General features: G+C 43.7%; 7 protein-coding genes, 2 tRNA genes and 3 rRNA genes. 1 reads left to right on the top strand and 11 read right to left on the bottom strand.

What is annotated here, in order from left to right:
* Positions 1-65: 65 nt before the first annotated feature.
* From DXX92_RS01360 to DXX92_RS01310, 11 genes are all read right to left on the bottom strand, one after another.
* Positions 66-830: a type III pantothenate kinase gene (locus DXX92_RS01360; protein WP_115998781.1), complete on the bottom strand. Its 765-nt coding sequence runs from the start codon at positions 828-830 to the stop codon at positions 66-68.
* Positions 820-1,818 (bottom strand): bifunctional biotin--[acetyl-CoA-carboxylase] ligase/biotin operon repressor BirA, encoded by a 999-nt coding sequence (gene birA / locus DXX92_RS01355; RefSeq protein ID WP_115998780.1) that lies wholly within the window; start codon positions 1,816-1,818, stop codon positions 820-822. The genes DXX92_RS01360 and birA overlap by 11 nt, the downstream gene beginning before the upstream one ends.
* The gene (murB, locus tag DXX92_RS01350; protein WP_115998779.1) at positions 1,818-2,843 is read right to left on the bottom strand and encodes a UDP-N-acetylmuramate dehydrogenase; all 1,026 of its coding nucleotides are present in this window, start codon (positions 2,841-2,843) and stop codon (positions 1,818-1,820) included. Before murB ends, birA begins: the two co-directional genes overlap by 1 nt.
* Positions 2,844-2,944: 101 nt before the next feature.
* Entirely contained in the window at positions 2,945-5,107 is a 2,163-nt protein-coding gene (locus tag DXX92_RS01345; RefSeq protein WP_115998778.1) for a GumC family protein, read from the bottom strand.
* A complete protein-coding gene (locus DXX92_RS01340; RefSeq protein ID WP_116002254.1) occupies positions 5,104-5,586 on the bottom strand; it encodes a polysaccharide biosynthesis/export family protein in 483 nt (160 codons plus the stop codon). The genes DXX92_RS01345 and DXX92_RS01340 overlap by 4 nt, the downstream gene beginning before the upstream one ends.
* A gap of 50 nt (positions 5,587-5,636) precedes the next feature.
* Positions 5,637-6,833 (bottom strand): outer membrane beta-barrel protein, encoded by a 1,197-nt coding sequence (locus tag DXX92_RS01335; RefSeq protein WP_115998777.1) that lies wholly within the window; start codon positions 6,831-6,833, stop codon positions 5,637-5,639.
* A 386-nt stretch (positions 6,834-7,219) separates the two neighbouring features.
* A 5S ribosomal RNA gene (gene rrf, locus DXX92_RS01330) occupies positions 7,220-7,334 on the bottom strand.
* Between the two features lie 104 nt (positions 7,335-7,438).
* Positions 7,439-10,315: ribosomal RNA gene (locus tag DXX92_RS01325) — 23S ribosomal RNA — on the bottom strand.
* A 388-nt stretch (positions 10,316-10,703) separates the two neighbouring features.
* A tRNA-Ile gene (locus DXX92_RS01320) sits at positions 10,704-10,780 on the bottom strand.
* Positions 10,781-10,908: 128 nt separating this feature from the next.
* Positions 10,909-10,984 (bottom strand) — tRNA-Ala (locus DXX92_RS01315).
* A 92-nt stretch (positions 10,985-11,076) separates the two neighbouring features.
* Positions 11,077-12,619, bottom strand: a 16S ribosomal RNA gene (locus tag DXX92_RS01310).
* The 16S, 23S and 5S rRNA genes sit together here with 2 tRNA genes alongside, the layout of an rRNA operon.
* Before the next feature lie 789 nt (positions 12,620-13,408).
* On the opposite strand from DXX92_RS01310, the gene DXX92_RS01305 reads away from it, so the two are divergent.
* Complete coding sequence (locus DXX92_RS01305; protein ID WP_115998776.1) at positions 13,409-13,906, top strand: RNA recognition motif domain-containing protein; 498 nt, start codon at positions 13,409-13,411, stop codon at positions 13,904-13,906.
* The last annotated feature ends 13 nt before the right edge of the window (positions 13,907-13,919 follow it).

The following is a 13,919-nucleotide window of genomic DNA, read 5'->3' as shown; positions in this document are numbered from 1 at the left end:
TTACTAATAAACATCTAACTACACTAAACCAGTGATAACAGCGCAAAGTTTAATCGCTTTGCCTTTTATTCACTATCCGTTAAATAGCAACTTAAACCTTCAAAGACTAACAAAGGCAGGTAGCTAGTCGGAATATGCTGTGCTGCTAACATTTCAGCTAATTGCTGGCCATTGCCACCTGTCAAAAAAACTTGGTCAATAGAAGCACCTTGCTGCTCAGCTAATTGAATTGCCTGTTGAATTAGCCCTAGTGTTGATGCCCACGCTGCTTGCGCTAAGTTGTCATTGGTATTTTGGCCAAACGCTAGCTTTTCAATATCTAATTGTTCACCTTGTACATTCGCAGTATTGGCTTGAATACTGGTAAATAAAGTCTCGATACCTGCCAGAATCCAGCCCCCTTGGTGCTGCCCTGCCCTATCTAAGTAATCAATAGTGGTTGCTGTACCTGCATCTACAATAATACAGTTTTGGTTAGGAAAGCGTTTATGGGCGCCAAGAACCGCTAGCCAGCGATCTACCCCTAGTTGCCGATGATTGTCATAACCATTAACGACACCAAAAGCTTGCACTGGTGAAGTAACTTGCAAACAAGGAATACGATTTTGCTCTGCCCATTGAGTCAACAGACTTGAGAAGCCTTGCTGAGCCACACTGGCAAAGACGATTTGCTCTACATCAAGCCAATGTTGGCTAAACCACTGTGCTGATAAGCCTTGATTATCGCAGTAACTTACAGGTTGTAATTCGCCATTAATGACAAAGCAGTACTTGGTACGGGTATTACCGATATCAATTAGAAGCTGCTTAGCAATAGATTTATGACTCAAAGTTACTGCCTCGTAAACTCACTTCACCACCATATACAGGCTTTACTTGACCACTTTGTTCAAATAACAGTGCCCCCTGAGCGTTAACACCACGGCAAATACCCTGTTGCTCTTTATCGCCAGTGATCAAGCGTACAGGCTGGTTTAGAAATAAATCCTGTTGATGCCAGTCAGCCAACATAGCATCTATACCTTGCGCCTCTTGTTGAGCCAATCGTTGGTTTAACGCGACAATTATCGCAACCGCTAATTGGTTTCGATCGATTTGCGATTCAGCTGATTGGGATAGATGACGCTGCAGATCTGTCCAAGGTTGATTAATTTCACTTGCGGCTTGCTCTGGCATATTTAGATTTAAGCCAATGCCTATCACGCTATGACAAGCACCACTGGCCTGTCCTTCTAGATCAATTAAAATGCCAGCGAGTTTTACCCCATCTAAATAAACATCATTTGGCCATTTTAATTGCACTTGAACATTGTAAAGCGCATTGATTGCATCGCTAATAGCCAGTGCAGTTAATAAACTTAGTCCCATAGCGGATGACATGCCATCCGCTAAATAGTGATAGTAAGACAGGTATAAGTGTGAGCCAAATGGTGAAATCCATTGACGACCACGACGACCACGCCCCTGACTTTGATATTCGGCAATACAAACCTGCCCCGGCTCTACTTGGTTGGGTAATTTACGCAACAAATAATCATTGGTTGAATCTATCAGCGTATGTACTTCTACACTATTGGATGCTGAAAGCTGCGCAAGCGCATCGCTAATTGATACCTTATCCAATAAGACGAGAGGTTTGGCTAGTTGATAACCTTTGCCGCGTACTTTAAAAATATCTAACCCCATTTGTTGCAGCACAGTTACCTGCTTGGAAATCGCCGCGCGTGACACGCTAAGCTCATCAGCAATATCTTGACCAGAGACAAATTTACCGCTGGCCAGTGCTTGGATCAGTTTTTCTCGAACAGATTTAGACATTAGCTGACACTATCAGTAAGTGAACACTCACCGCCTTTACCGATCAGCCTAACTTCAGGCTCTAGTTGCACAGCAAATTTTGCGAAGACTTTAGCAATCACCAGTTGCGCTAGCTGCACTATATCTTCACCTGATGCTTGACCAAAATTAACGAGTACCAAAGCTTGTTTTTCATGTACCCCTGCATCACCTGCTCGGTAACCTTTTAAGCCAACCTTTTCTATCAGCCAGCCAGCTGCAAGTTTTACTTGGTTATTGGTCTGTGTATAAAAAGGCATATCAGGGTAATCTTGCTGTAACTGTTCAAAATGCTTTGTATCAACTATGGGATTCTTAAAGAAGCTACCATTGTTTGGTAATTCAATAGGGTTAGGCAGCTTGCTATTTCGAATGTCAATTACCTTAGCCATGATAGTTTTAGCGTCGACATTTTCAGGCAATGTATTTAATCCAGCATAAGAGAGCACAGGTTGCCAGTTTTTCGGTAGTGCTAGCGTGACTGACGCTATAATACCCTTTCCTTTAAGCGCATGTTTGAAAACACTCTCACGGTAACCAAATAGGCACTCGGCTGCCGATAATGTTTGAAGCTGTTTTGTCGCAAAATCAAACCAAGTAACGCTATGGCAAAAGTCAGCTAACTCAACGCCATAAGCACCAATATTCTGGACAGGTGCTGCACCGACACTACCAGGAATAAGCGCTAGGTTCTCTAACCCTGGCATACCTTGGGTTACTGTGTATTCGACCAACTCATGCCAGTTTTCACCAGCACCAATGTTTAGCACAAACTTATCTTGCTGCTCAGTCACCTCAATACCTTTTAGCTTTGGCTTTAACAAGGTTGGCGTATTTGATTCGACAAATAAGGTATTACTACCCTCGCCCAAAATATAAAAGGGTTCATCAGGGATAGTTAATTCAGCTAGCTCAGCCAGTGTGCTAATTTCGATTAATTTAGAGCAATGGCTATCTATTGCCATACTGTTGAGGTGCCGGACACTGCCAGCAAGCAGGTTTTGCATAAAGTGAAAACTTCGTAATGTCGTGTTTTGAACCGATTTTGATACCTATGCAAACTACTGTGCGAAATACTATGCAAGCTCGGTTAGATATTAGGAACAGGTTATGCCTGTTTACGTACCGGTAATTTTATTATGTTAGCACGCTCATTGTAATACTTATTCTGGTATCGGGAAGTGTCTATGCTCTCACTTTGGTTGATCACTATCCCCTCAATGGGTGCTTTCACTTGGTTAAGCATTCTTAACCCAGAAGTAATTTGTTCACGTTTAGTTTTAGTACCATGCACCACATAAAGCACACTTTCCACCAAACGAGAGATAATCACCGCATCGCTCACTGCATTAACCGGTGGTGTCTCGATAATAATGCGATCGTAGAAATTACCAAACACTTTGATCAGCATATCAAAGCGCTTCATCGATAAAAATGCTAATGGGTTAGCAGGTGAGATACCTGAGGTTAGAATATCTAATTTGGCATGTTTGTCTCTGACAATACACTCATTTATCTGGTGCGTTTTCGCCAATAAGTTTGATAAGCCCGGGCGGAACGGATCTAAGTTAAGGTTTTTAGCTACCGTTGGGTGACGCATATCGGCCTCTATCAGTAACACTTTTTCCATTTCGCTGTAAGAACGCGCAAGATGTAATGCCACGGTGGACTTGCCTTCATTCGGCACAGAAGATGTAACGGCAATCACCTTAGGTGGTTTTTTCTCGCTATTAAATAATAACGAGGTGCGCAATGTACGAACTGCCTCGACAAAGCGATTATCAGTAATGTACTTATCTTCACCTTTGGTTGTGCGTTGCTTAAACCGAGGCAGTACGGCTAATACTGGTGCTTCATTAAAGCTTTCAAGCTTGCGTCGAGAATTTAAGGTATCAACCAATAACTCTCTCATCACAATGTAAATAGAAATAGCAATAAAAGAGAGCACAAAGCTGATCGCGACAAATAACGACTTGCGTGGTGAGAATGGTGACTTTGGAATAATGGCTTTATCCAGAAAACGCACGTAAAACGTTGCTGTGTAGTTGCCCATTGCGTCTGTTTCTTTTAAGCGCACAAGGTAACTACTATACAATTCTTTATTCGTTTCTACTTCACGCTGGAGTTGAGAGAATTGATTTTTTAGTCGGCTCAAACGAAGAAAGTCAGACTTGGCTTTCGCTAAACGCTGCTTAGTCGCCTTCACCTTTTCAATAGTCGTTAGATAATCTTTTTCTATTGACTGTACTCGTGTATTAATCTGCTCAAGAATTCTTAATTGTAAAGTTGTTAATTCTGTATCTACCGCAATACGTTTAGGGTGCTTAGGACCATAGCGGCGCGACAACTCAGACAGCTTTCGACTAACACGCTCTTCATTGCTTTTGAGCTGCAAATACGTGCTATTGGTATTGATCTCTTTAAGGCCAGCTAGCTTTTCTGGCTCATTGATATGCTTTTCAATGAATAGGTGCGTCACCTTCAAATCATCAAGTGCTTTCTCAGCCGCTATACTCTCCGCGGTTAAGGCGCCAATTTCATCACTTACTAGGCCTGAAATACCATTAACATCGACCAAACCTTCTGCTTCTATAAAGTTCTGTAAAGCGAGCTCAGAAGATTCTAGCTTTTTCCCTAGCTCTTCAAGTTGATCAACAAGCCATTGCGAGGTATTTTCTTTAGTCGAGCTGTGTATCTCGTCTTGATACTCTAAATATGTTTGGCCGACCTGATTCGCCACCTGCATAGACAGCTCGGGGTAATAAGACTTGAAGGTTATTTTCACTAGCTCTGTCGATGCGATTGGGCTAATTGTCAGTTGCGTTCGAAAACGATCAACCACATCAGGCAGGGCTGGTATAGGTAACTTGCTAATATCTTGCTTAAGAAATGGCAGCTTCTCATTAAATTTATTCACCCTAAATTCGGGGTGCTGCATTAAGTTGAGTTCTGAGACAACACGTTCTGCAAACTTTCGAGAACGCAGTATTTCATATTGAGTTTTTATTAGCTCATCAGACGCATTAGTACTATTGAAGGCTTCGTTAATGGATAGCGTATTAGCGGCTAAACTACTACCTATTTGTAAAATAGCGCTGCTTTGATATTTTGGCTTTAATATACTGGCGTAAAAAGCAACAATTAGTGTGATTAATAAGGTAAGCGACAGTATTTGCCAACGGCGATTCCAAAGTGGACTTAGCAACTCTTTAAGCGATACGTCATCATCACTAAAAGCATATGTTTGGGCAGTACTGTCTATATTGCTCAAAAGAAACTCTGCTCTATTTTAATGATATCATCAGGCAACACTATGGTCGCGATATCAGCGGTTATTGTTATTGTTTTTCCGTCAACTTCTCGCGTAATCTGCCATGCAGATTTTGATGCTCTAGCACTTAAACCTCCAGCAAGTGCCAACGCTTTATCCAATCTTAAATCGTCTTGATATGCATACCCACCAGGGCGCTTAACTTCTCCATGAATAAAGAAGGGACGATATTCAACTATCGATACGGATACCTGTGGGTGAATTAAGTAATCCCCTTTTAAACCGTCCGTTATTCTTTTTTCGAGCGCTTCAGGCGTAATACCCAACACGTTAATATCATCCAAAAATGGAAATGATACTAGCCCAGATTTATTCACCTTAACCTCGGTACGCAGGTCAGGCTCATCATATACGGTGATAAGAATTTTATCTCCGGCTCCTAACTCATAGTTAAAAGAGCTAGCAACCGCAGTATACATAAAAACCGTACTCAACAGCAAAATCAGTATGTTTTTTAGTCGCATAAGTATTAAAGATCGTAGCTCAAGCTTACACCTAATTGTTGACGCTCATAATCAAAAGGAGAAAAGTCACTATTGCTTTCTATATATTGATATCGACCAACTATTGTAAAACTTGAATTGAGTTGATAGCTCACACTTGAGCTAAGCTGTAGTTCTTTGTCTAATCTGCTAGCGTTGCGTAGCAAAGTGTCTTTACGCTCAAATTGAACTAACGTATTAAATTGCCAACGCTCATTAAATAAGTAGGTTAAGCTAGCTTGGTATGTGTCGGTTATCTTTGCTTCACTTTCTTGCTCGTTTTCTACCTCTGACTTCCTAGCTGTTATTAGCGATAAACGAAAACGCTCAGTCGGTCTCCAGTCATAACTGCCTTGCCAAGCAAAATCCTGTTCTTTTCTATCAAGGCTCTCAAAGTCTACGGCTTGGTAGCCAAGTAAAATGGCTAAGCTACTCGCTTGGTTTGGTGACCATTTTGCGCCGACTAAAGCTCTAGCCTCAGTTCTATCTGAAGCTCTGTTGTTATCATAAGCAAAGTCATTAAAACCTAAATCAAAGGCCAAATACGATTTACCAGTGATAAGGTAATCAAGATCTAATTGAGTAAATAGTCGCTGGTAATCATAAATATTAGTCACAGCTCTTCTCGTTGAATATTCACTTTGCTCTGAGCCAATAATCGCGTTAAAACGACTTACGCTATTTAGATTGCCAATTTGATAGCCAAGATTAACTAACGTATTTTCTTTAGTATCACCCTTGCTGAAAGTATTTGCTATTCCTCTAGAAAGACCTGTGCCCCTATATTCGTAGCGCTTATCAAACGATGAGGAAATTAACAGTCGATGTGCTGGCATCAGTCGATAAAAATATTTTCCTAGTAATGTCACGTCAGTGTGATCGTCTTCCTCAAAATTATCAAAAAACTTGGTATCGATATTGGCATAGCTTTGCAGCAAATGGTCATCATCATGAAATTGAGCAAAACCATGGGCACTTAACGCATATGCTGTCGTCGATTGCTTATCTTGTTTTTGATTAAGGAAGTTATCGATATGATCAGTTTCAAGCCCAAGCTCGATATCTAATTGATTACCCTCTACGAAGGGAAAGTTAAAATTAGAATCTGTGCGCTTGACGCTCTCTGCAAAAGCAGGAAAAGAAGCTATTAAAGATATAGCTAAAAATGAATATAAGTACTGCATAATTTATTTTTTATTTTCATTATGCGTTAATGGCTTGTTAAATGAAATGCTTTTCTAACCCGTATTTTGCTCCTTCTAGTCAATTGTACTTATGTATCAATTACTCTGTTTACTCTTTGCTCAGAGGCTAAATATATAAGTTCGCTGTGCTCTTAGCTAAAAGACTCAAAACGGCATGGATAAGCTAGCCTATAGTAGACAAGGGATCTCAATATCTGTTATTCCGATCTTTTCTAATTCATGAGCACATTCTCTACATAGATGTTTGTCGAGTGCTAAGGTGGTGCTAAAAGAGTAATATCACTGAGCAATGCTGCAGTAAAATTTTTAAAGGCTATATAAGCAAAAAAACCCGTAGCGTTAGCTACGGGTTTCTCTAATTAGATGCCTAGCGATGACCTACTCTCACATGGGACCTCCCACACTACCATCGGCGCAGTTGCATTTCACTTCTGAGTTCGGCATGGGGTCAGGTGGTTCTACAACGCTATTGTCGCTAGGCGAAAAAAGTTACAATTTGGAAATTAATATATATCGTTATTCAGCACACGTTAGTACGTGATTTTCTTTATTCTGTCAGTCTTACAAAACCATTTGGGTGTTGTATGGTTAAGCCTCACGGGCAATTAGTATCAGTTAGCTCAAGGCCTCACAACCCTTACACACCTGACCTATCAACGTCGTAGTCTCCAACGACCCTTCAGGGGACTTAAAGTCCCAGTGAGAACTCATCTCAAAGCCTGCTTCCCGCTTAGATGCTTTCAGCGGTTATCAGTTCCGAACGTAGCTACCCGGCAATGCTTCTGGCGAAACAACCGGAACACCAGAGGTTCGTCCACTCCGGTCCTCTCGTACTAGGAGCAGCCCTCTTCAATTCTCAAACGCCCACGGCAGATAGGGACCGAACTGTCTCACGACGTTCTAAACCCAGCTCGCGTACCACTTTAAATGGCGAACAGCCATACCCTTGGGACCGACTTCAGCCCCAGGATGTGATGAGCCGACATCGAGGTGCCAAACACCGCCGTCGATATGAACTCTTGGGCGGTATCAGCCTGTTATCCCCGGAGTACCTTTTATCCGTTGAGCGATGGCCCTTCCATACAGAACCACCGGATCACTATGACCTGCTTTCGCACCTGCTCGACGTGTCTGTCTCGCAGTTAAGCTGGCTTATGCCATTGCACTAACCGTACGATGTCCGACCGTACTTAGCCAACCTTCGTGCTCCTCCGTTACGCTTTGGGAGGAGACCGCCCCAGTCAAACTACCCACCAGACAGTGTCCCCAACCGAGATAATCGGCCTAGGTTAGAACATCACGCATACAAGGGTGGTATTTCAAGGTTGGCTCCACTCACACTGGCGTGCAAGTTTCAAAGCCTCCCACCTATCCTACACATGTAGGAGCAATGTTCACTGTCAAGCTATAGTAAAGGTTCACGGGGTCTTTCCGTCTAGCCGCGGGTATACGGCATCTTAACCGCAATTTCAATTTCACTGAGTCTCGGGTGGAGACAGTGTGGCCATGATTACGCCATTCGTGCAGGTCGGAACTTACCCGACAAGGAATTTCGCTACCTTAGGACCGTTATAGTTACGGCCGCCGTTTACCGGGGCTTCGATCATGAGCTTCGCAGAGCTAACCCAATCAATTAACCTTCCGGCACCGGGCAGGCGTCACACCGTATACGTCATCTTTCGATTTTGCACAGTGCTGTGTTTTTAATAAACAGTTCCAGCCACCTGGTTACTTCGACCGACCTCAGCTTAGGGAGCAAGTCCCATCACCAGAGCCGGCGTACCTTCTCCCGAAGTTACGGTACTATTTTGCCTAGTTCCTTCACCCGAGTTCTCTCAAGCGCCTTAGTATTCTCTACCTAACCACCTGTGTCGGTTTGGGGTACGGTTCCTTTATATCTATGCTTAGAAGCTTTTCCTGGAAGCAGGGCATCAACAACTTCAACTCCGTAGAGTCTCGTCTCGTATCTCAGCCTTAAGAACCCGGATTTGCCTAAGTTCTCAGCCTACATACTTTCACATGGACAACCAACGCCATGCTTGCTTAGCCTTCTCCGTCCCTCCATCGCAATATAAAGAAGTACAGAAATATTAATCTGTTTCCCATCGACTACACCTCTCGGTCTCGCCTTAGGGGCCGACTTACCCTGCCCTGATTAACATGGGACAGGAAACCTTGGTCTTTCGGCGAGGGGGTTTTTCACCCCCTTTATCGTTACTCATGTCAGCATTCGCACTTCTGATACCTCCAGCATGCTTCTCAACACACCTTCAACGGCTTACAGAACGCTCCCCTACCACTCAAAATAAATTTTGAATCCGCAGCTTCGGTGCATAGTTTAGCCCCGTTACATCTTCCGCGCAGACCGACTCGACTAGTGAGCTATTACGCTTTCTTTAAAGGATGGCTGCTTCTAAGCCAACCTCCTAGCTGTCTATGCCTTTCCACATCGTTTCCCACTTAACTATGACTTTGGGACCTTAGCTGGCGGTCTGGGTTGTTTCCCTCTTCACTACGGACGTTAGCACCCATAGTGTGTCTCCCGGATAGTACTCATTGGTATTCGGAGTTTGCAAAGGGTTGGTAAGTCGGGATGACCCCCTAGCCTTAACAGTGCTCTACCCCCAATGGTATTCGTCCGAGGCTCTACCTAAATAGATTTCGGGGAGAACCAGCTATCTCCCGGCTTGATTAGCCTTTCACTCCGACCCACAGGTCATCACCGCATTTTTCAACATACGTGTGTTCGGTCCTCCAGTTGGTGTTACCCAACCTTCAACCTGCCCATGGGTAGATCGCCGGGTTTCGGGTCTATACCCTGCAACTAAACGCGCAGTTAACACTCGCTTTCGCTACGGCTCCCCTAATCGGTTAACCTTGCTACAGAATATAAGTCGCTGACCCATTATACAAAAGGTACGCAGTCACCCGAAGGCTTCCACTGCTTGTACGTATACGGTTTCAGGTTCTATTTCACTCCCCTCACAGGGGTTCTTTTCGCCTTTCCCTCACGGTACTGGTTCACTATCGGTCAGTTAGGAGTATTTAGCCTTGGAGGATGGTCCCCCCATGTTCAGTCAACATTTCACGTGTGCCGACCTACTCGATTTCACTTATGTTTGTCTTCGTGTACGGGGCTATCACCCTGTATCGCCAAGCTTTCCAGCTTGTTCCACTAACGCCCATAAGCTTAAGGGCTAATTCCCGTTCGCTCGCCGCTACTAAGGAAATCTCGGTTGATTTCTTTTCCTCGGGGTACTTAGATGTTTCAGTTCTCCCGGTTCGCCTCATTAAGCTATGTATTCACTTAATGATACTTGCTTATGCAAGTGGGTTTCCCCATTCAGAAATCCTAGGTTATAACGGTTTTTATCACCTTACCTAGGCTTATCGCAGATTAACACGTCTTTCATCGCCTCTAACTGCCAAGGCATCCACCATATACGCTTAGTCACTTAACCATACAACCCCAAATAGTTTTCGTATTTAAGTCATCAAGAGACAAATCTTGATGCTAATGTATGACTGACATTTTCACGTACTCATTATCCATTCTTAAAAAGAACAGTAATGGAGTATGCTTGAATTAGATTGATAAATGATAAGGAAAAATCATTTATCAGGTTTGATGTTTACAGCGCGACACTGTAATCATCATTCGAATATTTTTCTTATGTAAAACAAGAAATATATTCGGGATATATATCAGCTTTCCAAATTGTTAAAGAACTCAATTTAAGGCACATTCGCTTAAATCGTGGTTTAAAAAACCAAACGTAAATTGTTCGCTTCTCTTACGAAACATATGAACACCTTAAGTTTGGTTTCTCATTCTTTGTTAAGAAGTAGTGGTAGGTCTGGGCAGACTTGAACTGCCGACCTCACCCTTATCAGGGGTGCGCTCTAACCAGCTGAGCTACAGACCTTTAATTGTTTCAAGAGTTCACCTTCACCTATGACTAGGTCTGGGCAGACTTGAAAAAAACAGGCCGACCTCACCGCTTTCAATACGTGGCGGGGTGCGCTCTTTGTTCGAGCCAGTACTGATGATAAGTGGTGGAGCTAAGCAGGATCGAACTGCTGACCTCCTGCGTGCAAGGCAGGCGCTCTCCCAGCTGAGCTATAGCCCCTCATCTACTGCATCAGTAAAGGGTTACTTCTTATACGTTCGTTATCAATGCAATGTGTGTGAACACTCAACATGGTGCGTTTTACTTCAAGATAAGGAGGTGATCCAACCCCAGGTTCCCCTAGGGTTACCTTGTTACGACTTCACCCCAGTCATGAATCACAAAGTGGTGACCGTCCTCCCGAAGGTTAAACTAGCCACTTCTTTTGCAACCCACTCCCATGGTGTGACGGGCGGTGTGTACAAGGCCCGGGAACGTATTCACCGCGACATTCTGATTCGCGATTACTAGCGATTCCGACTTCATGGAGTCGAGTTGCAGACTCCAATCCGGACTACGACGTACTTTCTGGGATTCGCTCCACCTCGCGGTCTTGCTGCCCTCTGTATACGCCATTGTAGCACGTGTGTAGCCCATCCCGTAAGGGCCATGATGACTTGACGTCGTCCCCACCTTCCTCCGGTTTATCACCGGCAGTCTCCTTAGAGTTCCCGACATTACTCGCTGGCAAATAAGGATAGGGGTTGCGCTCGTTGCGGGACTTAACCCAACATTTCACAACACGAGCTGACGACAGCCATGCAGCACCTGTCTCAGAGTTCCCGAAGGCACTAATCTATCTCTAGAAAATTCTCTGGATGTCAAGGGATGGTAAGGTTCTTCGCGTTGCATCGAATTAAACCACATGCTCCACCGCTTGTGCGGGCCCCCGTCAATTCATTTGAGTTTTAACCTTGCGGCCGTACTCCCCAGGCGGTCAACTTAGCGCGTTAGCTACGCTACTCACGTTTCAAGAACACAAACAGCTAGTTGACATCGTTTACGGCGTGGACTACCAGGGTATCTAATCCTGTTCGCTCCCCACGCTTTCGTGCCTCAGCGTCAGTATCTGTCCAGGTGGCCGCCTTCGCCACTGATGTTCCTTCCAATCTCTACGCATTTCACCGCTACACTGGAAATTCCACCACCCTCTACAGTACTCTAGTCAAACAGTTCCAAATGCAGTTCCGAGGTTAAGCCCCGGGATTTCACATCTGGCTTATCAAACCGCCTACGCACGCTTTACGCCCAGTAATTCCGATTAACGCTCGCACCCTCCGTATTACCGCGGCTGCTGGCACGGAGTTAGCCGGTGCTTCTTCTGTCGCTAACGTCACAGCTAGCAGATATTACCTACTAACCTTTCCTCACGACTGAAAGTGCTTTACAACCCGAAGGCCTTCTTCACACACGCGGCATGGCTGCATCAGGGTTTCCCCCATTGTGCAATATTCCCCACTGCTGCCTCCCGTAGGAGTCTGGGCCGTGTCTCAGTCCCAGTGTGGCTGATCATCCTCTCAAACCAGCTAGAGATCGTCGCCTTGGTAGGCCTTTACCCCACCAACTAGCTAATCTCACTTGGGCTAATCTTTTGGCACGAGGCCCGAAGGTCCCCCGCTTTGGTCCGTAAACATTATGCGGTATTAGCAGTCGTTTCCAACTGTTGTCCCCCACCAAAAGGCATATTCCCAAGCATTACTCACCCGTCCGCCGCTCGACGCCAAAGGAGCAAGCTCCTCTTCGTTTCCGCTCGACTTGCATGTGTTAAGCCTGCCGCCAGCGTTCAATCTGAGCCATGATCAAACTCTTCAATTAAAATCGTTTGTGAGACATCAGTCTCGGCTCAATGAATTCTGTACAAATAAAACTTATATAAAAGTAGTTTTTGCATGAGTTCACTGAGTTAATTTTTGCTAAGACAAGCTTAGCTATATTTGTAAAATCAACATCATGTGAATGCTCACACAAATTGCATGATAACTAATTGTTAAAGAACTGAACCTTGCGATTCAAACAAAACATCGCACTCGTGTTTTGTGGTTGCTCTCTCGTTGAGAGCGGATGCGCATTTTACGCTTCCTAGTTTTGATGTCAACAACTTTTTGAAAAAATCTTTAATTCATTTTTCTAAGTTATCTGACCCGTTTATTTAGCAAACTTGCTAACTAAACTTATCAAAACACTTCGTTGGGCTGCCCCGTTGAAGATGTGGCGCATTTTAGACACTTTGAGAAAAGGATCAAGCACTATTTTCAATTATTTCACCGTTCGCACACTTATTGTACAAAACCAGTGTTTTATTGGGTTTTAAAAAGGATCCTGCCTCTTAAACGCTGCTTTTATAACCTTTAGGGAATAAAAGGTAGATCCTTAATTCGAACATTAAAAATAAAACTTTTATTCCAAGGAATGTTTATAAATAACAAGTTACGCTGTCTTTCGGTTCTAAACATTTAATAATTACTAGAAAACAGGGTTGCACAAGCATTCCTCTGAGCAAAGAGATCGGTAGGCTTAATAACTTAAAGTTGCACTATCGATAAAGCTGGGTAACATAGCTTTGTATTTATACAATTTTTACAATAATAATTTCAGGTATAACTTATGAAGTCTTCTCAAGTCATTACAGCATTTGCTTTAGCTATTGTTATGGGGGTTATTGCTTTTCTGGTTGCCAATACACTCGGTAAGGACGCACCTACTATTGCAGTAAGTGCTGCATTAGGTGCGTTGGTTGCAAATATTATCTCGTCATTACTTAATAAACAGAGTGCTAGCCAAAGCGCTGATGAGCAGGTTAACAATAATTCTGCTTCTGGTATTAATGGAGATATCAAAACGCTTTATGTTGGTAATTTACCTTACCGAGCGAATGAAGCAGCGGTCAGAACATTGTTCTCTGCGCATGGCGCAGTTCATTCTGTGCGTTTAATGAAAGATAAGCATACTGGTAAACGCAGAGGTTTTGGATTTGTTGAAATGGCTGCCGCAGATACAGCAGGTGCGATTTCGGCGTTAAATGATTCAGAGTTTCAACAACGCACACTGAAAGTCAGAGAAGCGAAAGAGCGACCTGAAAGAACAGAGAGCAGCGTTCAATAGTAACTAAGCTTAT

It is taken from the genome of Thalassotalea euphylliae, from assembly GCF_003390395.1.
Taxonomy (GTDB): domain Bacteria; phylum Pseudomonadota; class Gammaproteobacteria; order Enterobacterales; family Alteromonadaceae; genus Thalassotalea_F; species Thalassotalea_F euphylliae_C.
The sequence above is the reverse complement of the archived record's forward strand: the minus strand, read 5'-3'. Positions and strand labels throughout refer to the sequence as shown.